This is a genomic window from Pseudomonas sp. MIL19, assembly GCF_028680365.1.
Classification (GTDB): domain Bacteria; phylum Pseudomonadota; class Gammaproteobacteria; order Pseudomonadales; family Pseudomonadaceae; genus Aquipseudomonas; species Aquipseudomonas spirodelae.
Window position 1 is genome coordinate 171083 of the sequence record NZ_JAPPVG010000001.1, and the last position, 26051, is coordinate 197133.

Sequence of the window (26051 nt, forward strand, 5' to 3'; positions counted from 1 at the left end):
GGCGTGATCGCGCAGCCCGCAGAGGAGACAACCTGATGAATGCCCACGCCCAGTTCACCCACATGCAAGACGGCACCGCCGAAGACTGGCAAATCATCGCCCAGGACTTTCTCGCGCACGCCGCCAAACTACCCGAGCGCATCATGGCTCACCTGAAACTGCTTGATGGCGACTTCGGCGGCTTCCCGATTGACCGCCTAAGCCACTCGCTGCAGACCGCCACCCTCGCCTACCGCGACGGCCGCGATGAGGAATACGTGGTGTGCGCCCTGCTCCACGACATCGGCGACACCCTCGGCAGCTACAACCACCCAGACATCGCCGCCGCCATGCTCAAGCCCTTCGTCAGCGCGGAGAACCACTGGATGGTGGAAAAACACGGCGTGTTCCAGGGTTACTACTTCTTCCATCACCTGGGCATGGATCGCCACCTGCGCGAGCAATTCAAGGATCACCCCCAATACCAAGCCACCATCGACTTCTGCGCCAAGTACGATGCAGCGGCATTTGATCCCGATGGCGAGGTGCTGCCGTTGGAGTTTTTTGCGCCGATGCTGTGCAGGATATTCGCCCAGCCCAAGCAGTCGCTTTATATGGCCGTCGCCCAATAAGACTGCGCTGAATTGAGTAGATCTGACTGCGAAGTGGCGGTGTTGCGAAATGGCAGGTCAGAAAACGTTCTCCTGCCTACGTGCAGCAGCGCGAGGATACGCAACACTGCGGCGCTGACCACACGCGGATAATGCAGACAGGAATGCAAGACTCAGCAGCTCTATTGATCGGGATTACGCTTTTCGCCCTTACGGCGAGTTACTTTCTCTTTACTCGCTACGCTCGCCCTTCCGGCCAGCCTGCGGCTGTTACTGCGCTTCGCTCCGTATGCTCGCGCGAAAGAGAAAGTAACCAAAGAGAAAGCGCGCCCGGCATCCGGGTTTCGCTGCGCTCAACTTCCCTCGCTCCGGTGCTGTTCCGAGGGTCGTCACGGTGGGCCATCCCTGGCCCATCGCTCCTCGTTTGGCATCCATGCCAAACGCCCCTCTGCACAGCACCTCCACTCGGCCTCCTGACGGGATTCGGGGACCGCGTTGTTTGGACGATTTGTGGACAGCAGAACGAACGGCAATAGACAAAGCTGTTGCTCTGCTTTTAGTTACCCGTCTGCAATCTCACAGACGACGCCAAACGCCCCATCAGGAGGCCGAGTGGAATCGTTGCGTAAGGGGTTGAGCGGCATGGATGCCGCGAGAGCCGCGATGGGCCAGGGATGGCCCTTCGCGGCGTGCCCCTGGAGCAATGATGGAACGAGGGAACCCGACGCAGTCGGGCCGGATGCAAGGGGCAAGACTTTTTGCTTACTTTTGGCGGGGCCGGCCACCCGGGCGTTTGCCAAAAGTGAGCCGCCGTAAGGGCGGAACCGTTAGACCAAACTCCACACAAGCGGCGGATACCCACAAACCCAAGAACAGACCCCAGACCAAAAGCCAATGCGCAAACTATGGCGCATTGCCACCCATTCGCAGTAAGGTCGAGCCAACCCTATTCAAGGAAGAAGCATGGCCGCCAAATCCAGCCCACCTCGGCAGCAGAAGCACCTTGCCGTGCTGATCGACGCCGACAACGCCTCTGCTGCAATCGTTGAAGGTCTGTTCGAAGAAATCGCCAAATACGGCGTCGCCAGCGTCAAACGCATCTACGGCGACTGGACCGGCCCACAACTGGGCGGCTGGAAGAAGGTGCTGCTGGAACACTCGATTCAACCCATGCAGCAGTTCGCCTACACCACCGGCAAGAATGCCACTGACTGTTCACTGATCATCGACGCCATGGATCTGCTCTACACCCGGCGTTTTGATGGTTTCTGCCTGGTCTCCAGCGACAGCGACTTTACCCGCCTGGCCGCCCGCCTGCGTGAAGAAGGCTTGGAAGTAATCGGCTTTGGCGAACAGAAAACCCCGAAACCCTTCGTGTCCGCCTGCGACAAATTTATCTACACCGAACTGCTGCGCAACGACGCCGAACCCGTCGAGCCGGAAATCGCCGGTAACGGTGCGCCAGCCGCTACACAAACACCATCCGCCGCAGCAGAAAGCAAACCTGCCGCGACGCCAGCACCAGCAAAGGTCAAACCGCAGAAAGTGCCGGTGGACTTTATTGCCAAAGTGATCGACGACAACTCGGACGAGGATGGTTGGTGTTACCTGGGACTGCTCGGCTCCAATATCAGCAAGCTACGCTCCGACTTTGACTCGCGGATGTATGGCTTTAAAAAGCTGAGCGATCTGATCAAAGCGCAGAACAGCCGTTTTGAACTGCAAATGCTCGGCACCACCGGCACAGGGGGCCAAGCACTTGCCGTGCGGAATCGAAAGTGCTCAGCAAAAGGAACAACACACCAATGAGTATTTCCCGACCGATCAAGCTTGCCGGTCTAACCATGTTCCTGATCGTCATGATCTGGGTGATGGCCTATCCGATCGCGCGCTACCTGATTCCAAGCGACACCTTCAACGAGCCCTTCGAGCCTGTGTACAACGGCCTGAATGTGTTGTTTACCGCACTGGCGTTTGGTGGCGTGATCATCACCCTGGCGTTCCAAGCAGAAGAATCGCGCATCGCACGGCGCGAAGAGATTGAGCGGTCCATTTTCGAGCTGTTCCAGACATTCACAAGCCTAGAGTTTCAGCAGGTGAAGGACGGTGCGTTCCGGGCGCTGCTAACGGGCATCCAGCACCGTGAATACGCCGAGTATCTGGCCAGCCGCCTGTTCGTGGTTGAGCAGCTAACCTTTCCGCCTGCCTGCGCGAAAACCCTTCGCACGCTGGATGCGGAAAAGCAGAGCCTAGACGACCAGCAGATCATCCACGCTGATCGCGCCGATCGACTGATGCTCGACAACATTCTCAACTTCTTCGCCATGTTAGCGCAGCGCGAATCGTCGGCCACCGTGATCAAGCACTGTGACTTCGCCTACGACTGGTGGCGGCCGGCGCTTTGGATCATCGCTGAGTTGCAGCAGAGGCGGCATGCGAATTCGGAGAAGATTCGCATGTACTGTAAGAACCAGCTAGTCACGGCCACACTCAAGGCGCTAGACAAGGTCTACGGACATGCACCGCTGAACAGCAGCAGGGAAGTATGGGAATACATAACTCAGCATCCAAAACTGCTCGACTTCGGGCTCGACCCTGAATTCAAAGACTATCTATCAACCCCCGAGACATCGGCATAAACCTGTGAAGCCCTGATCGACTTGATGATCGCCAACACTTCAGATTGAAACCATCAACGCCTCAATAGCCTCTGCAAGCCCTGCGGAAAAAACCAAACGTCTAAGCTGTAACAGGGCGCCATCAAGAGATGGAAACGCAGCACGCGGATGGTTTGATACCCATCAACTATCCAAACAAAAGGCCCGTCAATCGACGGGCCTTTTGTTTGGATCACTGCTCAGCACATCACGCGGATCAGACCAACGCCGCCTCGCTGCGACGCTCAAGCTTCTTCACCTGATACTCCCGCGCCGCCTGATGAAACGCCTCCAGCAGTGCGTTGTAATCGGCCTTCTCCCAATAGCGATACTCTGGATGCCACTGCACGCCAACGGCAAACGCCTTGGCGCCGATCACGCTGACCGCCTCGATCTGCCCATCCTCGGCCACGGCTTCAACCTGCAAGCCCTCGCCCAGTCGATCAATACCCTGACCATGCAACGAGTTGACCTTGACCTGCCGTTCGCCGAACAGCGTATGCAGCACGCCACCCTCGGTCAGGGTTACGCTGTGAATCGGGCCGTAAGCCACGTCGTCCGGCACGTCTTTCACTTCACGGTGATCAAGCCGCCCTTCAACCTCATGCACTTCACGGTGCAGGGTGCCGCCGAACAGTACGTTGAGTTCCTGCACGCCACGGCAGATGCCAAGGAACGGAATGCCGCGCTCCAGGCAGGCGCGCATCAGGCGCAGCACGGTTTCATCACGCGGTTTGTCGGCCAGGCCGAGGCCGGGATGGTCATCGCCGTAGAAGCTGGGGTGCACGTTGGACAGCGAGCCGCCGAACATAATGCCGCTGACGCTATCCAGCACCGTGTCCATGTCCAGATCGTCGCCAAACGCCGGGATCATCAGCGGGAAGGCACCGAAGCCGGTGACGGCGTGGATGTACTTCTCACCGACCAGGTGAAACCAGCCGATATCACGGCTGGTCAGCTGCCAACGGCACAGGGGAAGGCCAATAAAAGGTTTGTTCATAGCAAGTCCTCTTCATAAGTAATTGAAGTGGGCTGCCCTTGGGAGAGCGGGCTTGCGGGTCAGGAAACCCTGAACCCGCTCACCCAAGGGGTGCCGTAACCTGCGGTCACTGCACCAACGCCGCGCCCGCGCGGCTGGTTTGTTGCGTAAAACTGTTGCTGCTTGATGGGTATCGCTGCGCTCAACCCATCCTACGGAAACTGAAAAAAGGGGGCTGATCCTGCGATCAGCCCCCTGGCGTGTTACTTAGCCATTACTCGGGAAAGCGAACTGAGCCGCTTCGTGCGAAGCGCGTTGCGGCCAACGTTGGGTGATGGCTTTTTTGCGGGTGTAGAAGCGCACACCGTCTGGGCCGTAGGCGTGCAGGTCGCCGAACAGCGAGCGCTTCCAGCCGCCGAAGCTGTGGTAAGCCACAGGGACCGGCAGCGGTACGTTGACGCCGACCATGCCGACTTCGATTTCGTCGCAGAACAGGCGGGCGGCTTCACCGTCGCGGGTGAAGATGCAAGTGCCGTTGCCGTATTCGTGATCGTTGATCAGCTGCATGGCTTGTTCCAGGCTGCCGACGCGGACGATGCACAGCACTGGGCCGAAGATTTCGTCGGTGTAGATGGTCATCTCCGGGGTCACCTTGTCGAACAGGGTGCCGCCGACGAAGAAGCCGTTCTCGTTGCCGGCAACCACCAGGTCGCGACCGTCGACCACCAGGCTTGCGCCCTGGGCCACGCCGGCGTCGATATAACCTTTGACCTTGTCACGCGCTGCGCCAGTAACCAGCGGGCCCATGTCCAGACCGCAGGAGGTGCCGGCACCGATTTTCAGCGCTTTGATTTGCGGCACGATCTTCTCGACCAGTGCATCGGCGATCTGGTCGCCCACGCATACGGCTACCGAGATGGCCATGCAGCGCTCGCCGCAAGAACCGTAGGCCGCGCCCATCAGTGCGCTGACGGCGTTGTCCAGGTCGGCATCGGGCATCAGTACGGCGTGGTTCTTCGCGCCGCCCAGGGCCTGCACGCGCTTACCGCGCTTGGTGCCTTCGCTGTAGATGTATTCGGCAATCGGCGTGGAGCCGACAAAGCTCAGGGCTTTGACTTCCGGCGCTTCGATCAGCGCGTCGACTGCTTCCTTGTCGCCGTGCACCACGTTGAGCACGCCTTTCGGCAAGCCAGCTTCTTGCAGCAGTTGAGCGATATACAGGGTGGAGCTTGGGTCGCGCTCGGACGGCTTCAAGATGAAGCAGTTACCGCAGACGATGGCCAGCGGGTACATCCACAGCGGCACCATGGCCGGGAAGTTGAACGGGGTGATGCCGGCCACGACGCCGATTGGCTGCATGTCGCTCCAGGCGTCGATGTTCGGGCCGACGTTGCGGCTATACTCGCCCTTGAGAATTTCCGGGGCGGCGCAGGCAAACTCGACGTTTTCGATGCCGCGCTTGAGTTCACCGGCGGCGTCTTCCAGGGTCTTGCCGTGCTCTTCGCTGATCAGCTTGGAGATAGTCGCTTCGTGCTGCTCGAGCAGTTGCTTGAAGCGGAACATCACCTGGGCGCGCTTGGCCGGCGGGGTGTTGCGCCAGGCTGGGAAGGCGCTCTTGGCCGAGTCGATGGCCAGTTGCATGGTGGCGCGGTCGGCCAGGGCAACCTGCTTGCTGACTTCACCGGTGGACGGGTTGAACACGTCAGCGCTACGGCCAGTACCGGCGATCATTTCGCCGTGGATCAGGTGGGTTACGGTGGTCATAAAAACTCCATTAGCAAATTCTTTGGGGCGGCCTTGGTCGCCAGAGTGTTCTGTCTTGGGAGGAGCCGTGCGGCGATCCGCTGGGCGGCACCCCGCTTTAGCCGCGACATTGCGCAGTCGCGGCTAAAGCCCCTCCCACAGGAATTAGTCGAGAGTGTTCAGCACATCGCCGACGGCGTTGAACACGGAGTCCAGCTGCTCAGGCGTGGTGTTGAAGGTTGGCCCGAACTGCAAGGTGTCGCCGCCGAAGCGCACGTAGAAGCCGGCGTTCCACAGTTTGATGCCGGCCTCGAATGGGCGGATCACCGGGTCGCCATCGCGCGGGGTAATCTGAATCGCACCAGCCAGGCCACAGTTGCGGATGTCGACGACGTTCTTGCTGCCTTTGAGGCTGTGCAGCTTCTCTTCAAAAATCGGTGCCAGGGCAGCGGATTGCTCGATCAGGTTGTCGCGTTTGAGCAGCTCTAGGGTAGCCAGGCCGGCGGCGCAGGCAACCGGGTGGCCCGAGTAGGTGTAGCCGTGGCCGAACTCGACCATGTGCTCGGGGATCGCCTGGTTCATAAAGGTGTTGTAGATCTCGCTGGAAGCAATCACCGCGCCCAGCGGAATCGCGCCGTTGGTGACCTGTTTGGCGGTGTTCATGATGTCCGGGGTCACGCCGAAGAATTCGGCGCCAGTCCATTTACCCATGCGGCCGTAAGCGGTGATCACTTCGTCGAAAATCAGCAGGATGTTGTGCTGGGTGCAGATTTCGCGCAGGCGCTGCAGGTAGCCGACTGGCGGCACAATAACACCGGCGGAACCGGACATAGGTTCAACGATCACCGCGGCAATGTTGGAAGCGTCGTGCAGTTCGATCAGTTTCAGCAGTTCGTTGGCCAACTCAACGCCACCGGTCTCGGCCATGCCCTTGGTGAAGGCCAGGTGCGACTGCAGGGTGTGCGGCAGGTGATCGGCATCCATCATCTGGCCGAACATTTTGCGGTTACCGCCGATGCCGCCCAGCGAGGTGCCGGCGATGTTTACGCCGTGGTAGCCACGGGCACGGCCGATAAATTTGGTTTTGCTCGGTTGGCCTTTCAGACGCCAGTAGGCGCGCGCCATCTTCACCGAGGTGTCGGCGCACTCGGAGCCTGAGTCGGTGTAGAACACGTGATCGAGGCCGGCGGGTGTCAGCTCGGTGATTTTCTCAGCCAGCTGATAGGACAGCGGGTGGCCGTACTGGAAGCCCGGCGCGTAATCGAGGGTGCCCAGTTGCTTGGCCACGGCTTCCTGAATTTCCTTGCGGTTATGCCCAGCGCCACATGTCCACAGCCCGGACAGGCTGTCGAAGATGCGCCGGCCCTTGTCGTCGATAAAGTGGTTACCGTCGGCACCGACGATCAGGCGCGGGTCACGCTTGAAGTTGCGGTTAGCCGAAAACGGCATCCAATGCGCATCCAGTTTGAGCTGACTGGCCAGGGACGGGACTTCGGTCTGCAACATGGTCATGGTGGCCTCGCGTATAGGCGGCTGAGCGTTCTAGGGGCTGGGTAAAGCGAATCTGTTGCCAGCAAAGGTGCCACGGGCTTAGAGTCAGGAAAACACGACTCTTCTTATCTTTAGTTAACTTTCCACTAAACAATGAGCCGCTACCCATGAGCACCCGCCGCCCCGATCCGCTGGCCCAGGTCAGTGATTTTGATATTCGTCTGCTCAAGCTGTTTCGCAGCGTGGTGGAGTGCGGCGGTTTTTCCGCGGCAGAAAGCGCCCTGGGCATCGGCCGCTCGGCGATCAGCCAGCAGATGAGCGACCTTGAACAACGCCTCGGCCTGCGTCTGTGCCAACGCGGGCGCGCCGGTTTTGCCCTGACCGAGGAAGGCCGCGAGGTGTATCTGAGCACCCAGCAACTGCTGGCGGCGCTGGAAAGTTTTCGTACCGAGGTCAACGGCCTGCACCAGCACCTGCGCGGTGAGCTGAATATCGGCCTGACCGACAACCTGGTGACGGTGCCGCACATGCGCATCACCAATGCCCTGGCGCAGCTGAAAACCCAGGGGCCGGATGTGCGCATTCATATCCGCATGACCCCGCCAAGCGAGGTCGAACAAGGCGTACTCGACGGCCGCTTGCACATTGGCGTAGTGCCGCAAGTGGGCGCGCTGTCTGGCCTGGAGTACCAGACGCTGTACGACGAGCGCTCGCTGCTCTACTGCGCCGTCGGCCACCCGCTGTTTTATGTCGATGATCGGCAGCTTGAAGACGCACGGCTGAACGATCAGGAAGCCATTGCGCCGACCTTCCGCTTACCGCCCGAAGTGCAGAATCACTACCAAGTGCTTAATTGCACCGCCAGCGCCTCGGACCGCGAAGGCATGGCGTTTCTGATTCTCACCGGGCGCTACATCGGCTACCTGCCCGACCACTACGCCCAAGCCTGGGTGCAGCAAGGCCGGCTGCGCGCACTCAAGCCCGACAGCCGCTTCTACGACGTCAGCCTGGCCTCGGTCACCCGCAAAGGCCGCCGCCCGCACTTGGTGCTGGAGAGTTTTCTGGAGGCGCTGGCCGAAGCCTAAGGCAGGCCACAGCCCGCACAACAACAGTGCAGCCCCCGCCCAAACAGAGGCGAAGGCGCTTTTTCCAGCCCTTGCGCTTGTCTACTCGGCGGCGCTGGGGTATCAGTGCTGTCGTCCGACAAACTGACCACTGCGGAACCGCCCATGACTGTTGAAGTACTTGCGCACATTGCCGACCCGAACGCCAAACCGGCCGGGCGTATTCGGCAGAAAAATGAACAGGCAATCATCAAGGCTGCCGAAGACGAGTTCGCCAAGCACGGCTTCAAAGGCACCAGCATGAACACCATCGCGCAGAGCGTCGGGCTGCCGAAGGCCAACCTGCATTACTACTTCAGCAACAAGCTGGGCCTTTATCAGGCGGTGTTGGTGAACATCCTCGAGTTGTGGGACAACAGCTTCAACACCGTCAGCGTCGAGGATGATCCCGCTGCCGCCATTGCGCGTTATATCCGCGCCAAGATGGAATTCTCGCGCCGCCACCCGAAAGCCTCGCGCATCTATGCCATGGAAGTGATCAGCGGTGGCGAGCACCTGTCGCAGATGCTCGACCAAGACTACCAGGCCTGGTTTCGTGGCCGCGCGGCGGTCTTCGCCGCCTGGAGCGCCGCCGGCAAGATGGACCCGGTTGACCCCGCGCACCTGATTTTTCTGATTTGGAGCGGCACCCAACACTACGCCGACTTTGCCTCGCAGATTTGCCGTGTGACCGGGCGCTCGCGCCTGGTAAAAGCCGATTATGAAGAGGCGACCGAGCAGTTGATCACTATCATCCTCAAGGGCTGCGGCCTGACCCCTCCCGCCAAAGACGCCTGATGCCGTTCACTCTGATTAGCCCTTGCGAGTACCGCGAGGAGATTCGCAAAAGCCGCTTTCTAGCCCTCGCCTCGCCCGTCACCAGCGCGGCCGAGGCGCAGGCGTTTATCACCACGCACAGCGACCCCAGCGCCAGCCATAACTGCTGGGCCTGGAAGGTCGGCCAGCAGTACCGTTTCAGTGACGACGGTGAGCCCGGCGGTACGGCTGGGCGGCCGATACTCGCGGCCATTGAAGCGCAGGAAATGGACCAGGTCGCGGTGCTGGTCATCCGCTGGTACGGTGGCATTCAGCTCGGCACCGGCGGCCTGGCCCGCGCCTACGGCGGCAGCGCCAACAAATGCCTGCAAGCCGCACCATGCGTTGAGCTGGTAGCCCGTGAGCACTACCGCTGCCACTGCCTGTTCGCCGAACTGCCGCTGCTCAAAGCGCGACTCAGCGACCTCGACTGCCTGCTGGAAAGCGAAACCTATGACGCCACGGGGGCCGAATTGCACCTGGCTGTACCTGCACCAAGGGTTGCCGAACTGCAACGGCTGCTGGCGGATATCAGCCGTGGCCGGGTTGAATTACAGGCGCAGTAGACTCACTGCACTACGCTTCCTCATTGTGGCTGTGAGCTTGCTGCCTATTTCACGAATTATCGCGGGCAAGCCCACTCCTACAGGGGTTGCGGTGTGACCGAGATGGAAGTTTTTGCACTATTTTGTAGGAGCGGGCTTGCCCGCGATCAATATCCAATACACCACGAGAGGCAATGGAATGCCTACAAAACCCCATGGTTGCAACCTGCGGCGAGGCCGCTATTCAGAGCCGGACCGCATTTACCTGCTAACCAGCACCCTACTGCAGCGCCGTTCGCTATTCAGCGATTTCAAACTGGCCCGCTTGCTGATCACTGAACTACGCGCAGCCCATGAGCAACACCAGGTCACGTCTATGGCCTGGGTGGTGATGCCCGATCACCTGCACTGGCTTATCCAGCTGCAGACAGGCTCTCTGGATGAACTGATGCGCCGGATCAAAAGCAACAGCGCACGGCAGATCAATCAGCACCTCGGCACACACGGCCCAATTTGGCAGCCGGGTTATCACGACCGTGCGCTGCGTCGGGATGAAGATCTGCATTCGGCGGCTCGTTATATAGTCGCCAATCCACTACGCGCCGGCCTGGTGAAGCGCATTGGCGATTACCCGTTATGGGATGCGGTGTGGCTGTGAATGTGCGCCGGTCTCAGGATTTATCGCGGGCAAGCCCGCTCCTACAGAGACAGCAGCGTTACGAAAATCTCTGATCACACACGCTCACTTGTAGGAGCGGGGGGGCGCCCAGTTATTGCCCGCGATGCGCCAAAACGAACCAACCCTCAAGACGGCGCACCAAGCTGGAGCCTTCTGTAGATATGGGGTTACGGCGAGGCATTGGCTAGCACGGCGCAGCGGCTTTTCTGACTCACTGGCCAGCTTTTTGCTTTAGCCAGGTCAGTTGTCATTCCTGAGCCACTGCCCATGTCCAGTTCACCTTCTGTTCCACGCTTGCAGCTGAGCGGTATCAGCAAGCGCTACCCCGGCTGCCTGGCCAACGACCGTATCGACCTGAGCATCGCACCTGGGGAAATCCATGCGCTGCTCGGCGAGAACGGTGCCGGCAAAAGCACCCTGATGAAGATCATCTACGGCGTCACTCAGCCCGACAGCGGCGAGATTCGCTGGCAGGGTGAACCGCTGAAGATGCGCGACCCGGCCATGGCGCGAAGCCTTGGCGTAGGCATGGTGTTCCAGCATTTCTCGCTGTTTGAAACCCTGACAGTGGCAGAGAACATCGCCTTGGCCATGGGTGCGGCGGCCGGCACGCCGAAGCAGCTGGAGCCGAAAATCCGCGAGGTTTCCCAGCGTTACGGCATGGCCCTGGAACCGGGCCGGCTGGTGCACAGTCTGTCCATCGGTGAACGGCAGCGGGTGGAAATCGTCCGTTGCCTGATGCAGGACATCAAACTGCTGATCCTCGACGAACCGACTTCGGTGCTGACCCCACAGGAGGCCGACGAGTTGTTCGTAACCCTGCGCCGTCTGGCCAGTGAAGGCTGCAGCATTCTGTTTATCAGCCACAAGCTTGGCGAAGTACGCGCGCTGTGCCAGAGCGCCACGGTGCTGCGCGGCGGCAAAGTGTCCGGGCATTGCGTGCCGGCCGAGTGCAGCGATCTGCAACTGGCGCGGTTGATGGTTGGCGACGCCGAAGGCCTGGAAAGCAGCTATCCGAAAGCCGAGGGCGGCCTGCCGCGCCTGCGGGTGGATGACCTCAGCTGGCGCAATGCGGACCCGTTCGGCTGCACCCTCAGCCACATTCGCCTGGACGTGCGCAGCGGCGAGATCGTTGGTATCGCTGGCGTTGCGGGTAACGGCCAGGACGAACTACTCGCCCTGCTCAGTGGGGAAACACGACTGCCGCGCAACGAGCGAGAACGCATCAGCCTGGACACGCAGCCGATTGCCGATCTGTACCCGGATGCGCGACGCAAACTGGGGCTGGCCTTTGTCCCAGCTGAACGGTTGGGACATGGTGCGGTGCCGGATATGAGCCTGGCCGACAACGCCCTGCTCACCGCCTTTCAGCAAGGCCTGCTGAGTAAGGGGCTGATTCAGCGCAGCAAGGTGCGCGCGCTGGCTGAGCAGATCATTCAGCGCTTTGCGGTGAAAACCCCAGATGCCGATGCGCCCGCGCGCAGCCTGTCCGGCGGCAACCTGCAGAAATTTATCCTCGGCCGCGAAATCCTACAGAACCCCAAATTGCTGGTGGCGGCGCACCCGACTTGGGGCGTGGACGTTGGCGCGGCGGCGGCGATTCATCGCGCGCTGATTGCCCTGCGCGATGCCGGCGCGGCGATTCTGGTGATCTCCGAAGACCTCGACGAGCTGTTCCAGATCAGCGACCGCATCGGCGCGCTGTGCAGCGGCAAGCTCTCGCCCCTGGCCGCCACCGCAGAAACTGAAGCAGTAGAAGTCGGCCGCTGGATGGCCGGCGAATTCGCTGTGCTGCCCCCTATCACAAGCCCGCTCGCAGCGCCTGCTGCCAGCCTGAGCTGACGGAGTTTTCCATGCTGTTATCCCTCGAACCGCGTGGCCAGCAATCGCGCGCCATGCTCTGGCTATCGCCGCTGCTCGCCGCGGTGCTGACTCTGTGCAGCGGCGCGCTGTTATTCGCCCTGCTCGGCCATGACCCGCTGGAAACGCTACATACCCTGCTGGTTGCACCACTGGCCGACTGGTACGGGGTATCGGAACTGTTGGTCAAAGCGCTGCCGATTCTGCTCTGCGCCCTAGGCCTAGCTGTGGCCTACCAGGCGCGCATCTGGAATATCGGCGCGGAAGGCCAGCTGCTGCTCGGCGCGCTGGCCGGCAGCGCCATGGCGATTCAGATTATCGACTGGGACAGCCGCTGGGCGCTGGTTTGGGTGGTGCTCGCCGGCATAGCCGCCGGCGCGGCCTGGGGCGGCCTGACCGCCTGGCTGCGCACGCAGTTCAATGCCAACGAAATCCTCACCAGCATCATGCTCAATTACATCGCGCTGAACCTGCTGCTGTTCTTCGTGCATGGCCCGCTGAAAGACCCGGCCGGCTTCAACTTCCCCGAGTCAGCGATGTTCGGCGATGCCAGCCGCCTGCCGCTAGTCAGTGAAGACGGTCGCCTGCATGCCGGTTTGTACTTCGCCCTGTTGGCGCTGGTGGCGGTATGGGTGCTGCTGCACAAGAGCTTTCTCGGTTTCCAGATCAAGGTGCTCGGCCTCGACCGCCGCGCCGCTGGTTTTGTCGGCTTTCGCGAGAAGCGCCTGGTGTGGTTTGCCCTGCTGGTCAGCGGCGGCCTGGCGGGGCTGGCGGGTGTCGGTGAAGTGGCCGGGCCGATTGGCCAACTGGTGCCACAGGTTTCGCCCGGATATGGCTATGCGGCTATTACCGTGGCCTTTCTCGGCAGGCTCAATCCGCTCGGCATCGTCTTCGCCAGCCTGTTGATGGCGCTGCTGTATCTGGGCGGCGAGAACGCGCAGATGACCATGAACCTGCCCCAGGCGATCACCCAGCTATTCCAGGGAATGATGCTGTTCTTCCTGCTCGCCTGTGACGTGCTGATCCTTTATCGGCCACGGCTGAAATTGAAGTGGGCGCAGCGCGAGAAGCTCACTGAGGCGACCACCTAACCGTGGGAGGGGCTTTAGCCGCGACAGTGCTTCGCTTGAAATCGTCGCGGCTAAAGCCCCTCCCACACCCCGTATCGACATCACCTTTTCTCCTGCACATTTAGCACGCGCCTGAGGCTGCAAATATGGATCTCGACCTACTAAGCAATATTTTCTACGCCATGGTGCGCACCGGTACGCCGCTGCTGCTGGTGGCGCTGGGTGAACTGATCTGCGAGAAGAGCGGCGTGCTCAACCTAGGCCAGGAAGGCATGATGCTGTTCGGCGCGGTGATCGGTTTTATCGTCGCCCTGAGCACCGGCAACCTGTGGCTTGGCGTGCTGCTGGCGATGGCCGCTGGCATGCTGTTGTCGATGCTGTTCGCCGCCGTGGCGCTGGGCTTTAACGCCAATCAGGTGGCCACCGGGCTGGCGTTGACCATCTTCGGTGTGGGCCTATCGACCTTTGTCGGCGCCGCCTGGGTCGGCAAACCGCTGGCCGGTTTCGAGCCCATCGCCATTCCGTTGCTCAGCGAAATCCCGTTGATCGGGCGCATGCTGTTTGCCCAGGACATTCTGGTTTACCTGTCCTTTGCCCTGTTCGGCTTGGTGGCCTGGGTGCTGCTGAAAAGCCGCATCGGCCTGATCATCCAGGCGGTCGGCGAAAACCCAGACGCCGCCAGCGCCATGGGCCTGCCTGTGCTGCGTGTGCGAACCCTGGCGGTGCTGTTCGGTGGGGCGATGGCTGGATTGGCGGGCGGTTACCTGTCGCTGGCCTACACGCCGATGTGGGCGGAAAACATGACCGCCGGCCGCGGCTGGATCGCCCTCGCTCTAGTGGTATTCGCCAGTTGGCGGGTATTCCGTGTGCTGCTCGGTGCTTACCTGTTCGGCTTGGCCAGCATCATCCATCTGGTGGCACAGGGCATCGGCCTGTCGATCCCTTCCAACCTGCTGGCGATGCTGCCCTATGTGGCGACCATTCTGGTGTTGGTACTGCTCTCGCGGGACGCAATCAAAACGCGGCTATTCGCCCCCGTATCGCTGGGCAAGCCCTGGCAGCCGGGGCACTGATGCTTTTACCTTGTCGCGGCTAAAGCCCCTCCCACAAAAACGAAGTGCCGCCCAGCTATCCCACAGGTCATCGCTGACTTATGGGAGGGGCTTTAGCCGCGACAGCTTTTACAGCCACACCGCATCCCACAGCGGGTAATCACCGACCCGTTTCACCAGACCCGCCCGCAAAGGGTTAGCCACGATATAACGCGCAACTGGCAACACATCCTCTTCGTGGCGGAGCGCATGGTCATGGAAACCGTCTTGCCACAACCGGCCACTTCGATGCGCAAGCGAATTAATCTGCCGAGCACTGCGGCCTTTAACCCGGCGCATCAATTCGCTGATCGAGCCACGCTGCAGCACCAGCAGCCAGTGCAGATGGTCAGGCATCACCACCCACGCCAAAGACTCAACCAGACCATCGCAATGGGCCGCTCTTAGCTCAGCAATCAGCAGGCGACCAAGCTGGAAATCCGCGAAGATCGGCTCTCGCTTCTCGACTGTCGCGGTCAGCAAGTAGACCCGCTGATCCTCGGAAAAACGGCCGAGGCGTAGCTGCTTTGAATGGGGCATTCCGTTGCCTCCAGATAATTTTCTCTGCAGAGGTTATAGCTGCTTGAACCGCGACGCCCTCAAAGCAACACCGCACCAGCAGGCAGCACGACCTGCACCTTACGCACCAGCACAGCACCACCTCAGAACCCCGCTCCGGCGGGGTTCTGCGTAATAGCGCGGCATTACGCGCTAATTGTCCAGTTGGTCAGCTTTTTGCAATTCAACTCATAGCTGCTTAACAACAACGTACCCACACACATCGGAGTTCCATCAGCCATGTTCGAGAAGAGTAAAAAACCCCTGCTGCGCGCCCTTGTTGCCGCCCTTGGCTTTAGCGCCACCCTCAGTGCTGTTGCCGCCGATCCGTTGAAGGTCGGCTTTGTCTACATTGGCCCTATTGGCGACCACGGCTGGACTTACCAGCATGAGCAGGGCCGTCAGGCGGTGATCAAACAGCTCGGCGACAAGGTCGAAACCAGCTACGTGGAAAACGTGCCAGAAGGCGCGGATGCCGAGCGGGTGATCCGCAACATGGCCAAGGGCGGTTATGACCTGATCTTTACCACCTCCTTTGGCTACATGAACCCAACGCTGAAAGTGGCCAAGCAGTTCCCCAAAGTCACCTTTGAGCACGCCACCGGTTACAAGCAGGACAAGAACGTCGGCACCTACCTGTCGCGTTCGTATGAAGGCCGTTACGTGGGTGGTTTCCTCGCAGCGAAGATGACCAAGACTAAGAAGATCGGCTACGTGGCCTCCTTCCCAATCCCGGAAGTGATCCGCGACATCAACGCCATTCAGCTGGCCCTGGACAAGTACAACCCTGGCAGCGAAATCAAAGTGGTGTGGGTCAACTCCTGGTTCGATCCGGGTAAAGAATCCGATGCGGCTAACGCGCTGATCGACCAAGGCGTCGACGTAGTATTCCAGCACACCGACAGCCCGGCGCCGATCCAGACAGCCGAACGTCGTGGCGTTTACTCCGTGGGCTATGCCTCGGACATGGCGCACTTCGGACCGAAAGCCGTGCTCACCTCAATCGTCAACGACTGGGGCCCGCACTACGTCAAATCCACTCAGGCGGTTATTGATGGCACCTGGAAGCCGCAGGATTTCTGGGGTGGTTTAGCTGAAGACACCATCCGCCTGCCGATCAGCGACCTGGTGCCGGCTGACGTGAAGGCCGAAGCCGAACAGATCATCGCCGACATCAAGAGCGGTGCCTTCCACCCATTCACCGGCCCGATCAAGGACCAGAGCGGTGTAGAGAAGATCCCAGCGGGTGTCGCGGCGACTAACGCCGAACTGGCGTCGATGAACTACTACGTGGAAAACGTAAAGGCTGAACTGCCGAAGTAAACCTCGGCTGTGGGAGGGGCTTTAGCCGCGACTGTTCTTAATGTTTGAAAGAATCGCGGCTGTAGCCCCTCCTACGGAACATCACCGATGCCGTCCCTGCTGGCCGACAGCAGAACCGCATCACAAGGGCGCCCCATAACCGAGGCGTCCTTTTTCGCTGCCCTGGGTACGAGAAGACTCGCAGCACCGCCCCACCCGGAGCCTCTATGCACACCCTACCGATTATCGATATCGCCCCGCTCTACAGTGACGACCAAACCTCCTGGCCGGACGTGGCCCAGCAGATTGACCGCGCTTGCCGCGAGTGGGGCTTTTTCTATATCACCGGCCACCCGATCAGCCCGGCGCGCATCGCCGACCTGCTGAGCGCCGCCAAGACCTTCTTCGCCCTGCCGGCCGCAGAAAAGCTCAAGATCGACATCACCCAGACCGCCCATCACCGTGGTTATGGCGCGATTGCCACCGAGCAGTTGGACCCGAGCAAACCGAGTGATCTGAAGGAAACCTTCGACATGGGTTTCCATATGCCCGCCGAGCACCCGGAGGTTCTGGCCGGCAAACCGTTGCGCGGCTCCAATCGGCACCCACAGCTACTCGGCTGGGAAGAGCTGATGGAGCAGCACTACAGCGATATGCAGGCGCTGGCCAACACCCTGCTGCGCGCCATGACCTTGGCCCTGGATATCGACCGCGACTTCTTTGACTCACGCTTTCATGAGCCAATCAGCGTGCTGCGCATGATTCACTACCCGCCGCGCCACACGGCCAGCAGCACTGAGCAGCAAGGCGCCGGTGAACACACTGATTACGGCTGCATCACCCTGCTCTATCAGGATGACGCCGGTGGCCTGCAAGTACGCGCCCGCGATGGCCAGTGGATTGATGCACCACCGATTGCCGGCAGCTTTGTGGTGAACATCGGCGACATGCTCGCCCGCTGGAGCAACGACCGTTACACCTCCACCCCGCATCGGGTGATTAGTCCGCTGGGCGTCGACCGTTACTCCATGCCGTTCTTCGCCGAGCCGCACCCGGACACCGAAATCAGCTGCCTGCCCAACTGCTCGGACGCCGCCAACCCGTCGAAATACCCGTCCGTCACCAGTGCCGAGTACCTGCTGTCGCGCTTTGCCGACACCTATGCGTATCGAAGGGAAGAACAGGCGAATTAATCGTGTGGGAGGGACTTTCGGCTCTGGCATCCTGCTTCGCTCTCCTCCTGCATCCATGCAATCTTAGCCGCGACTGCTTTGGCTTTAACGATGTCGCGGCTAAAGCCCCTCCCACAGAACTCTCCGACCTTGCGGATGCCAGCCGACTCGGCGAAATCTGACCAAGCGGTTAAACTTGCCAACGATTACGCCTGACAACGAGAACTGACCATGTACGACTGGCTCAACGCCCTGCCCAAAGCCGAATTGCATCTGCACTTGGAAGGCTCACTAGAGCCCGAGTTGCTGTTTGCCCTGGCTGAACGCAACAAGATCGCCCTGCCGTGGAATGACGTCGAAGCGCTGCGCAGTGCCTACGCGTTCAACAACCTGCAGGAGTTTCTCGACCTTTACTACGCGGGCGCCAACGTATTGCGTCACGAGCAGGACTTCTACGACCTGACCTGGGCCTACCTGCTCAAGTGCAAGGAACAAAACGTCATCCACACCGAGCCGTTCTTCGACCCGCAGACCCACACCGACCGGGGCATTCCCTTTGAAGTGGTGCTGCGCGGCATCAAGCAGGCGCTGGTGGATGGCGAGAAACAACTGGGCATCAGTCACGGTTTGATCCTGAGCTTTCTGCGTCACCTGCCCGAGGAAGAAGCGTTTAAAACCTTGGAGCAAGCCATGCCGTTCCGCGATGCCTTTATCGCCGTCGGCCTGGACAGCTCGGAAATGGGCCATCCGCCCAGCAAGTTCCAGCGGGTGTTCGACAAGGCGCGCAGCGAAGGGTATCTGACCGTGGCCCACGCCGGTGAGGAAGGCCCGCCCGAGTACATCTGGGAAGCCCTGGACCTGCTGAAAATTCAGCGCATCGACCACGGCGTGCGCGCCATTGAGGACGAGCGACTGATGCAACGCATCATCGATGAGCAGATCCCGCTGACCGTCTGCCCGCTGTCCAATACCAAGCTCTGCGTGTTCGACGACATGCGCCAGCACAACATCCTGCAAATGCTTGAGCGCGGGGTGAAGGTTACGGTGAACTCGGACGACCCGGCCTACTTCGGCGGCTATGTCACCGAGAACTTTGCCGCCCTGCACGACAGCCTGGGCATGACCCAGGAGCAGGCCAAGCGCCTGGCGCAGAACAGCCTGGATGCAAGATTGGTTTAAGCAACATCATCGAGGCTAAAGCCCCTCCCACAGAGCATATGAACTGTGGGAGGGGCTTTAGCCGCGACAGATAAAACTCAGTGCTCTTCCAGCTTGCGCCGCTTACCCGTGACCATCGACAGCGGCAGGTTTTCCTGCAGGCGATAGCTTTCAAACAGCGCCGCCGCAATATGCAGGCCCACCAGAGCCATTAGCGCATTGGCACAGAACTCATGAATTTGCAGCGGTAGATCGGCCCCCCAGAAGTAGTCGACTTCCTCCATCAGAAAGCCGGTCACGCCCAGGCCGAGCATCAACAGCATCATGCCGATCATCACCAGACCACCCAGCGGCGAATGCCCCATGCGGTGGTAGTCACGCCCGCTAACGAGCGCCTTTAGGTGTTCGGTCAAACGCGCCCGAGTCGGCCAAAAATCCGCCCAGCGCGCCGCCGGTGAGCCCACAAAACCCCACAGCAAACGAATCGCCAGCCAGGCTACAGCGTAATAACCTAACCAGCGGTGCCAGTTTTCGCCCTCTTCGGTGAAGAAGTAATTCGCCAGGAAAGCGCCCGCCAGGGACCAGTGAAACAGCCTCACGACTGGGTCCCACACGCGTAGGGTCGGGGCGCTCATCAGCCTTCAACGCCACCTTTGATGACTTTGCCGGTGACCGGATCAAAGTAGATTTCGACCTTTTCGCCGTCTTTGTTAAAGCCGTAGATTTCGTAGCAATTGCCGCTGGTCACTTTGAATTTCTTGATCTCGTAACCCTGGCCTTTGAGGTCTGCCTGGAACGCGTCCTGATCCTGCCACTGCGCTTTGTCAGCGGTGGTGCACTGGGTCGCAGCGAAGGTCAGCGGGCTGGCAAGCACCAGGGACAGCAGGAGTAATTTGCGCATGAGATGTTCCTTTCGAGAGAGTGGATTAACGTCTGCGTGCATACACTGCTCGGCGAAGCTTAAAACCTGCTTAAGCCCTGCAAATCTTTTCCCTGGCGCAGAAAAAACCGCACGGACCACGCTGTACAAGACAGAACGGCCGTGCGGTTCGCACAACTAAGCGGAGCCGCCCGTTGCCAGACGGCGCATACATCACGATCAGAAGCTGAAGTCCACCTTGGTCCACAGCGTGCGGCCTGGTTCGTTGAAGGCTTGCGGGTCATCCGCAGAAAAACCGAACCCGGCATTACCGGCCAGGTTCAGGTGCTCGCTGTACGCTTTGTCGAACAGGTTATCCACGCCGGCGCTGAGCTTGACCTCGGGCGTCAGGCGGTAAGCGGCATTGAGCGAGAACACGGCAAAACCACTGCTTGCATCGAAGTCTTTGCCGACCACGTTGCCCTTGCCCTCATCCACTCGATTCTGCGCCGCGACCACACGCCATAGCGCCCCTGCGCTCCAGTCGCTGCGCTCATAAGCCAAACCAAAACGTGCTTCCAGCGGCGGCGTTTGCCCTAGAGGGCGATCATCGGAGCTGTTTTTGCCCCAGGCATAGGCCAGACTGGCATCAGTTTTCCAGTTGCTGTCCAGGCGATAACTCATGCCCAACTCGCCGCCCATGATGCGCGCGTCGATATTGCTGGCTTGCGAACGCACATGCCCCGGCATCATCCCAGGGCCGTAGCTGAACAGGATGTAATCACGCACCTGACCGGCGTAGGCGGACGCCCAGGCTTCGAGTTTGGCACCGCGGTAGTTGATGCCGATATCCAGCTGGGTGGTTTTCTCCGGCTCCAGGCTTTCCATCGGTTGCACAAAACCAATGGGGCCGGCGCTGGCGGAGAACAACTCCCAGTAGTCGGGGAAGCGCTGGGTGTGGCCGAGGCCGGCATACCAGGTGGCCGGCAGGCGTTGCAGGTCCTGCTCGTAACGCACAAAGCCACTGGGCAGCGTGTCGCTGCGGGTTTCATCGGCCGTGGGGTTGGCACGCAAGGTCATGCCGCTGCCGAGAGTTTGCCTGTAATCCTTGACCGAGGCGCGGTCCAGTCGTGCGCCGGTGACCCAGCGCTCGCGCTCGCTGACCTGCCAGGTCAACTCGCCAAACAAACCGTAGTTGTGGAACTCGGCATCTTTGTCCCAGTTGAACTGGTCGTAGTCGGTGTACGTCTGGGTCATCATGTTGAAGCTGGAGGCGCGCTTGCGATGCTCGTTGCGCTGTGCGTCGACACCGGCCTTGAGCTCGACGGCTTGCCAGTTCCACGTGCCCACCACACGCCCGCCCAAGGTGCGGCGGTCAACATTACTGGCCACGGGGTTGCGCATCATCGCCATCACGTCCTGCGGGTTGGGGCTGCGCAGGCTGAAGTTGTCCATCACGTGGTCGGCGTAGTTGTAATACACCTGCCCTTCCAGGCCTTGGAACACCTCGCCGAGATTCTCCAGACGCACGCGCAGGCCGAGACTTTCACGCAGGAACTGGCTGCCATCCATGCCGCGCCCTGCGTAGCGCGCCTCACCATCGCCACGGCCGGCACTGAGTTCGATCAAGGTGTCGTCATTCGGCGTCCAGCCGAGCAGCACGTCACTGTTCCATTTCTGCCAACGCGAGGGCACGGTATCGCCATTGCCGTCCTCATAATCATCGGCCTGGGCGCTGTTGCCGAGCACGCGTACATAGCCGTGACTGCCGCCCGCCGTGGCATCCAGACGACGATCAAAACGGCCGTTGGAGCCGGCTAATAGGCTGCCATCCACACGTCCGCCGAGGGTTTCAAAGCGCGGCGTGTCACGCTCAAAGAGAATCGTCGCCGCCGAGGCACCCGGCCCCCAGAGCACCGATTGTGGCCCCTTGATCACCGTCAGACGGTCGAAGTTCTCCGGCGACAGGTAGGAGGTTGGCGCATCCATCCGATTGGGGCAGGCACCGAGCAGCACGCCACCATCACTGAGGATGTTCAAACGCGAGCCGAACATGCCGCGAAACAACGGGTCACCATTGGCGCCGCCACTGCGGATGGCGTTGAAGCCGGGGATGGTTTTCAGGTAATCCGCACCATCGGCAGCGGGCACCGGCTGACGCGGTTGCTTGGGGTCGGTAACCACGGTGACCGGCGACTGCTGGGCCACACCGGTGACCACCAACGGCGGCAAGTGCAGCAATGATGGCTCATTGGTTTGCGCGGCATGCGCCTGGGCGGCCAGCAGTAAACCGGCACACAGCGGCGCCAAACGAAACGGTGCAGCAGTGATCAACAGCGAACGAGTCGACATGTTTATTCCAAAATCGAGACAAAACCAGGGTTTGCTCACCGCCGCTCAACAGCGATGACAGACATAACAAGGGCAATGACGATCAGGAATAAATAGGCGGGGCGCGGCTGCGCGAGCCCGGGAAGATGGCCGAGCCGGCAATCCCGCTGCGTACCGGCGCAATAGATGGGGCCTCTGGGGTGATTCCGACCAACGCCAGCGATGGACTGACGCAACCGGTGGCTGGACTGTGCAGCAGCAAGGTGCAATAGCCGCACTTGGCCCACGCGGCCTCATGACTCAGCGAGTGCTCAGCGCTGCCGCTGTGCTCGCCACAGGCCAGCTCAGTCAGCCAAGCTGGTTCGGCAGGCTGACTGAGCTGTGACCACAACGGCCCGACACTGAGCAACAGCATGGCGAACAAGGCCAGGCACGCGGCGCGGTATTGGCCTGAGTGGGCGCGACTACCGGGCATCACGACCACTCAAGGCCGGCACACAACCGCCCTGCTGCACGGCTGCAACGCTGCACTGGGAACGCCGTGGCATGCACACAGCCGTGCCGCTCAGCGGGTGGTGGCGCTTAATGCGCGTGCCCTTCAGCGGGGGCCTGCTCACTTTCTGGAGCATCCTTGTGCACCGCCACGTCTACGTCTAACTGGCCGGCCTTCTCGAAGGTCAGGGTCAACGGGAAACGCTCGCCGTCCTTGGCCTGCTGCTGCAGGTTGAACATCATCACGTGGTAACCCATAGGTTCGAATTTCACCTCGCCACCGGCAGGAATCACCACGTTTTGCACCTGCTGCATTTTCATCACACCGTCGGCATGCATGTGCTCATGTAACTCAGCCTTACCCGCGTGCGGGGTGCTGACACTGAGCAGACGATCCGCCTCGGCGCCCTTGTTGTGCACCACAAAATAAGCCGCCGCCGTAGGGGCTACAGGCGGCATTTCCCGCGACCAGGGGTGGCCGATGTGCAACTCACCGACCGTGTATTCGTGGGCACTGGCAAACAGGCTCGGGCTTAACAAGGCAGCAATCAGTAAGGTCTTTTTCAACAACATGGTGTCTCTCCATTCGTGGGCTAACAGTTCAAGCATGCAATACATGGGTACGTGTATAACGCAGGCAAATGGGGCCTGCGTTAATCCATTCACTCAATCGCGGGTCAGTGGGCGCAAGCCCGCTAAACGTGACAACAGCAACCAATCCAGCGCGCAGATCAGCAGCAAGGACGCGCCCACCAGCGGGAAGGCGACACCGAGCAAGGCCATGATGCCAATCGCGGTTTTCCAGCGCGGCAGGTCGTGGCGCAACGGCGGTACGCCAAACTTGCCGCTCGGGCGGCGCTGCCACCACATGATCAGGCCGCTGATCGCACTGAGCAGCACCAGCAGACAGACCGCAAGCATCAGCAGCTGGTTAGCCAGACCGAACAGCTTGCCCTCATGCAACATCACTCCGGTTTCCACGGTTTTCGCCACCACGCCGTAATCCTTCCAGCGCACATCGGCGAGCACCGCACCGCTGTATTGATCGATGTGCAGGGTGGCGTCGTTACGTGGGTCATCGGCAAATAGCGCGATGCTGTACACCCCGGTCTCACCTTTCGGCAGGGTGATGCTGTAACCCGGTTGCACGCCGCGCTCGGCAGCCGTATCGACCACGTATTGCAGCAGATTGGCCGGGGCGGTTGGCATCTTGAGAGCAGCATGGCCGTTATGCGCAGCATGCGGGTCGGAAGCCGGCAGCGGCGTAGTCTCCACCGCCCAGGCAACGGTCTGCTGGCTGCTGTTGTTGAGGCTGCCGGTAAGCTTGCCGGACTGCGGCACGTCATCCCACATCGCGGCCGGGAAGTGGTTCCAGGCCCCGGCAAACTGCGCGCCCCAGAATCCGGTCCAGGTCATCCCGGTGAGCAGCATAAAGAGCAGTAACAGCGAGCCCCAGAACCCGGTTACCGCGTGCAGATCACGCCACAGCAAGCGACCACGAGCATTCAACCGTGGCCACAGCACACCCGCACCGGAGCGACCGCGCGGCCACCACAAGTAAAGACCGGAGACCACCAACACGATGCCCCAACCAGCGGCCAACTCAATCAGGCGGTCGCCTAGGGTGCCGACCATCAAATCACCATGCAGCTGGCGGGCGATGGCCTGCAGGTTGAGCTGCGTATCCTGGCTGCCGAGCAATGTGCCGCTGTAGGGATCAACAAATACATTGAGGCCCTGGCCATCGGCCTCAATCACAAACTGCGCACTGCGCTCGGCGTTTACCGGCGGCAGGTATTGGCTGATGCTCGCCTCGGGATACGCCTGGCGCACCAGCGCCAGCTGCTGATCAGCCGAGATCGCCTGCTCGGCAGGCGTTACCTGCAGCAGCTCGGCATACATCAGCTGATCCAGCTGCGGTTTGAACAGATAAATGATCCCAGTAACCGACAGCAGGATCAGAAACGGGATAACAAACAGCCCGGCGTAAAAGTGCCAGCGCCAGGCCAGGTTATAAAAAGAGGGAGCAGTTTTGCTCATGGATCAACTCCGATAGCTCATCAGTAGCGTGGCTGCACGAGGCAACATGCAGCACAACGACAACAGCCGGGACGTGATGCCCGGTCGCTATAGGCTTAACGGAGAAGCGCGGGGATTGGCCGAAGGCCAGAGATAGCGAACAGGTCGCGGGGTAAAGAAGAACGTCAGCAGGGGTGCGCGGCTGAGTGCCAGCAAACCTAGCAAACCGAAGAACGCCGCCAGGATGATCGCGCTGAAGGTGGAACTCAGGGAGCAGCCGGAGCCGGTGGCAGAATTGGGCGCCACCACACCGGAGCCTTGCAGATCGGCCCCGGCACCGAAGTTGCCCTCAAAGGAGCAGTACTGGCTGCTCAATCCGCTGAGCTGCAGGCCGGCCATCTGCCCGTGACCAATACTGCAGGCGAACGCACTGAACAGAACGCTGAAATACAGCATCCAGGCCAGCAGGCGACGGTCAATACGGGTCATGTTCATGGGGCGCGACTCTAGCATTGCTCTGGGGCGCATGTGACACAGCCGCACTGCGATGGATTGCCGCAGTGCATTGGCGGCAATCTTAGTTCGGCCACGGCGCATCCGCCAACAACTCGGCGCAGCGCGCTTGCACGAACTCACGCAGCAAGAGCACCGGCTTGCTCAGTTGCGCACGGTGCGCGCAGATCAGGTTGAGCGGTGTCGGTTCGCCGCGCAGCTCGGGCAGCAGTACCTGGAGCCGGCCGGCAAGCACGTCGCCGGCCACATCCAGCCAAGATTTGTAGGCCAGCCCGGCACCACTGACCGCCCAACGCCGCACCACATCGGCATCATCACTGACCCGGTCGCCTTTGACGCTAATGCCCTGCTCGCGCTTGCCGTCACTGAAACGCCAACGGTCATGCAGCCGCCCGCCGAGCATATAGAGCAGGCAGTTGTGCTCAGCTAAATCATCCACCGTTTGCGGCGCGCCATGCAGCTGCAGGTACTGCGGTGCGGCGCAGAGCACACGGCGGTTAGCAGCGGCAACGGGTAAGGCGACCAGGCTGGAATCCTCTGGGGCGCCGTAGCGCAGGGCAATGTCCACCGGCTCGCGAAACAGATCCGCCACACGATCCCCCAGCAGCAGGCGAAGTAGCACCTGAGGATGCGCCAGCTGAAACTCATCCAGCCAGGGCAACAGCGTATTGCGGCCGAAGTCTGATGGCGCAGACAGCTGCAACGGCCCACTGATGCCGACCTTGCTGCCAGCCAACTGCTGACGGCCGTCATCCAGGCTCTGCTGGGCCAACCGTGCATGGCCGAGAAACAACTCACCCTCGGGTGTCAGCCGCAGGCTGCGGGTAGAGCGGCTGAACAGGCGCGCCTCCAGTTGCTGTTCCAAACGCTTGAGCGCGGCGCTGGCCACTGCCGGGGAAATATCCAGGCGTCGCGCTGCCGCCGAGAGATTGCCCAGATCAGCGGTGGTGACAAACAACTGCAGATCATCAAAACGCAGCATGGCAGCTCATTATCAAAAAAATATTGAAAGAGACTCTAGTA

At 60.7% G+C, this 26051-nt stretch carries 25 protein-coding genes; 13 read left to right on the top strand and 12 right to left on the bottom strand.

What is annotated here, in order from left to right; genetic code table 11:
- Window positions 1–35 precede the first annotated feature (35 nt).
- The 3 genes from N1078_RS00845 (at window position 36) to N1078_RS00855 (ending at window position 3229) form a co-directional block, all read left to right on the top strand.
- Window positions 36–611: an HD domain-containing protein gene (locus N1078_RS00845; RefSeq protein ID WP_274086312.1), complete on the top strand. Its 576-nt coding sequence runs from the start codon at window positions 36–38 to the stop codon at window positions 609–611.
- Between the two features lie 942 nt (window positions 612–1553).
- Window positions 1554–2399 carry an NYN domain-containing protein gene (locus N1078_RS00850; protein ID WP_274086313.1) on the top strand — a complete coding sequence of 282 codons (846 nt, stop codon included), beginning with the start codon at window positions 1554–1556 and terminating at the stop codon, window positions 2397–2399.
- On the top strand, window positions 2396–3229 hold the full coding sequence (locus N1078_RS00855) for a hypothetical protein (protein WP_274086314.1): 834 nt from the start codon (window positions 2396–2398) through the stop codon (window positions 3227–3229). The genes N1078_RS00850 and N1078_RS00855 overlap by 4 nt, the downstream gene beginning before the upstream one ends.
- Before the next feature lie 235 nt (window positions 3230–3464).
- On the opposite strand, the gene N1078_RS00860 is transcribed toward N1078_RS00855, so the two are convergent.
- The 3 genes from N1078_RS00860 to N1078_RS00870 all read right to left on the bottom strand — a co-directional run bounded on the left by N1078_RS00860 (window position 3465) and on the right by N1078_RS00870 (window position 7481).
- Window positions 3465–4247, bottom strand: coding sequence for a gamma-glutamyl-gamma-aminobutyrate hydrolase family protein (locus N1078_RS00860; RefSeq protein WP_274086315.1), 783 nt, complete (start codon window positions 4245–4247; stop codon window positions 3465–3467).
- 246 nt (window positions 4248–4493) lie between these two features.
- Window positions 4494–5990, bottom strand: coding sequence for a CoA-acylating methylmalonate-semialdehyde dehydrogenase (locus N1078_RS00865; RefSeq protein WP_274086316.1), 1497 nt, complete (start codon window positions 5988–5990; stop codon window positions 4494–4496).
- A gap of 144 nt (window positions 5991–6134) precedes the next feature.
- Complete coding sequence (locus tag N1078_RS00870) at window positions 6135–7481, bottom strand: aspartate aminotransferase family protein (RefSeq protein ID WP_274086317.1); 1347 nt, start codon at window positions 7479–7481, stop codon at window positions 6135–6137.
- A gap of 146 nt (window positions 7482–7627) precedes the next feature.
- On the opposite strand from N1078_RS00870, the gene N1078_RS00875 reads away from it, so the two are divergent.
- The 7 genes from N1078_RS00875 (at window position 7628) to N1078_RS00905 (ending at window position 14606) form a co-directional block, all read left to right on the top strand.
- Complete coding sequence (locus N1078_RS00875; RefSeq protein WP_274086318.1) at window positions 7628–8545, top strand: LysR family transcriptional regulator; 918 nt, start codon at window positions 7628–7630, stop codon at window positions 8543–8545.
- Window positions 8546–8689: 144 nt separating this feature from the next.
- Window positions 8690–9361, top strand: coding sequence for a TetR/AcrR family transcriptional regulator (locus N1078_RS00880; protein WP_274086319.1), 672 nt, complete (start codon window positions 8690–8692; stop codon window positions 9359–9361).
- Entirely contained in the window at window positions 9361–9945 is a 585-nt protein-coding gene (locus N1078_RS00885) for an IMPACT family protein (protein ID WP_274086320.1), read from the top strand. Before N1078_RS00880 ends, N1078_RS00885 begins: the two co-directional genes overlap by 1 nt.
- 178 nt (window positions 9946–10123) lie before the next feature.
- Window positions 10124–10582 (top strand): REP-associated tyrosine transposase, encoded by a 459-nt coding sequence (locus N1078_RS00890; protein WP_274086321.1) that lies wholly within the window; start codon window positions 10124–10126, stop codon window positions 10580–10582.
- Window positions 10583–10870: 288 nt separating this feature from the next.
- Window positions 10871–12445, top strand: a complete 1575-nt coding sequence (locus N1078_RS00895) for an ABC transporter ATP-binding protein (RefSeq protein WP_411912083.1) — start codon at window positions 10871–10873, stop codon at window positions 12443–12445.
- An 11-nt stretch (window positions 12446–12456) separates the two neighbouring features.
- Window positions 12457–13554: an ABC transporter permease gene (locus N1078_RS00900; RefSeq protein WP_274086322.1), complete on the top strand. Its 1098-nt coding sequence runs from the start codon at window positions 12457–12459 to the stop codon at window positions 13552–13554.
- A gap of 125 nt (window positions 13555–13679) precedes the next feature.
- Window positions 13680–14606: an ABC transporter permease gene (locus N1078_RS00905; protein WP_274086323.1), complete on the top strand. Its 927-nt coding sequence runs from the start codon at window positions 13680–13682 to the stop codon at window positions 14604–14606.
- A gap of 108 nt (window positions 14607–14714) precedes the next feature.
- Here the strand turns inward: N1078_RS00905 and N1078_RS00910 are convergent, their stop codons facing one another.
- The gene (locus N1078_RS00910) at window positions 14715–15164 is read right to left on the bottom strand and encodes an REP-associated tyrosine transposase (RefSeq protein ID WP_274086324.1); all 450 of its coding nucleotides are present in this window, start codon (window positions 15162–15164) and stop codon (window positions 14715–14717) included.
- Between the two features lie 258 nt (window positions 15165–15422).
- Here N1078_RS00910 and N1078_RS00915 point away from each other — a divergent pair, with 258 nt between their 5' ends.
- From N1078_RS00915 to N1078_RS00925, 3 genes are all read left to right on the top strand, one after another.
- A complete protein-coding gene (locus N1078_RS00915; RefSeq protein WP_274086325.1) occupies window positions 15423–16505 on the top strand; it encodes a BMP family ABC transporter substrate-binding protein in 1083 nt (360 codons plus the stop codon).
- Between the two features lie 206 nt (window positions 16506–16711).
- Entirely contained in the window at window positions 16712–17677 is a 966-nt protein-coding gene (locus N1078_RS00920; RefSeq protein WP_274086326.1) for a 2-oxoglutarate and iron-dependent oxygenase domain-containing protein, read from the top strand.
- A 210-nt stretch (window positions 17678–17887) separates the two neighbouring features.
- Window positions 17888–18835: an adenosine deaminase gene (locus tag N1078_RS00925; protein ID WP_274086327.1), complete on the top strand. Its 948-nt coding sequence runs from the start codon at window positions 17888–17890 to the stop codon at window positions 18833–18835.
- Between the two features lie 77 nt (window positions 18836–18912).
- Here the strand turns inward: N1078_RS00925 and N1078_RS00930 are convergent, their stop codons facing one another.
- The 8 genes from N1078_RS00930 to N1078_RS00965 all read right to left on the bottom strand — a co-directional run bounded on the left by N1078_RS00930 (window position 18913) and on the right by N1078_RS00965 (window position 26010).
- Window positions 18913–19449, bottom strand: coding sequence for a cytochrome b/b6 domain-containing protein (locus tag N1078_RS00930; protein ID WP_274086328.1), 537 nt, complete (start codon window positions 19447–19449; stop codon window positions 18913–18915).
- Window positions 19449–19715: a PepSY domain-containing protein gene (locus N1078_RS00935; RefSeq protein ID WP_274086329.1), complete on the bottom strand. Its 267-nt coding sequence runs from the start codon at window positions 19713–19715 to the stop codon at window positions 19449–19451. Before N1078_RS00935 ends, N1078_RS00930 begins: the two co-directional genes overlap by 1 nt.
- Before the next feature lie 198 nt (window positions 19716–19913).
- Window positions 19914–22025 (bottom strand): TonB-dependent copper receptor, encoded by a 2112-nt coding sequence (locus tag N1078_RS00940; RefSeq protein ID WP_274086330.1) that lies wholly within the window; start codon window positions 22023–22025, stop codon window positions 19914–19916.
- An 82-nt stretch (window positions 22026–22107) separates the two neighbouring features.
- Window positions 22108–22479: a DUF2946 domain-containing protein gene (locus tag N1078_RS00945; protein ID WP_274086331.1), complete on the bottom strand. Its 372-nt coding sequence runs from the start codon at window positions 22477–22479 to the stop codon at window positions 22108–22110.
- A gap of 107 nt (window positions 22480–22586) precedes the next feature.
- Window positions 22587–23069 (bottom strand): copper chaperone PCu(A)C, encoded by a 483-nt coding sequence (locus tag N1078_RS00950; protein WP_274086332.1) that lies wholly within the window; start codon window positions 23067–23069, stop codon window positions 22587–22589.
- 93 nt (window positions 23070–23162) lie between these two features.
- Window positions 23163–24536, bottom strand: coding sequence for a PepSY-associated TM helix domain-containing protein (locus N1078_RS00955; RefSeq protein ID WP_274086333.1), 1374 nt, complete (start codon window positions 24534–24536; stop codon window positions 23163–23165).
- 87 nt (window positions 24537–24623) lie between these two features.
- Window positions 24624–25010, bottom strand: coding sequence for a DUF2946 domain-containing protein (locus N1078_RS00960; RefSeq protein WP_274086334.1), 387 nt, complete (start codon window positions 25008–25010; stop codon window positions 24624–24626).
- 82 nt (window positions 25011–25092) lie between these two features.
- On the bottom strand, window positions 25093–26010 hold the full coding sequence (locus N1078_RS00965) for a LysR family transcriptional regulator (RefSeq protein WP_274086335.1): 918 nt from the start codon (window positions 26008–26010) through the stop codon (window positions 25093–25095).
- Between the last annotated feature and the right edge of the window lie 41 nt (window positions 26011–26051).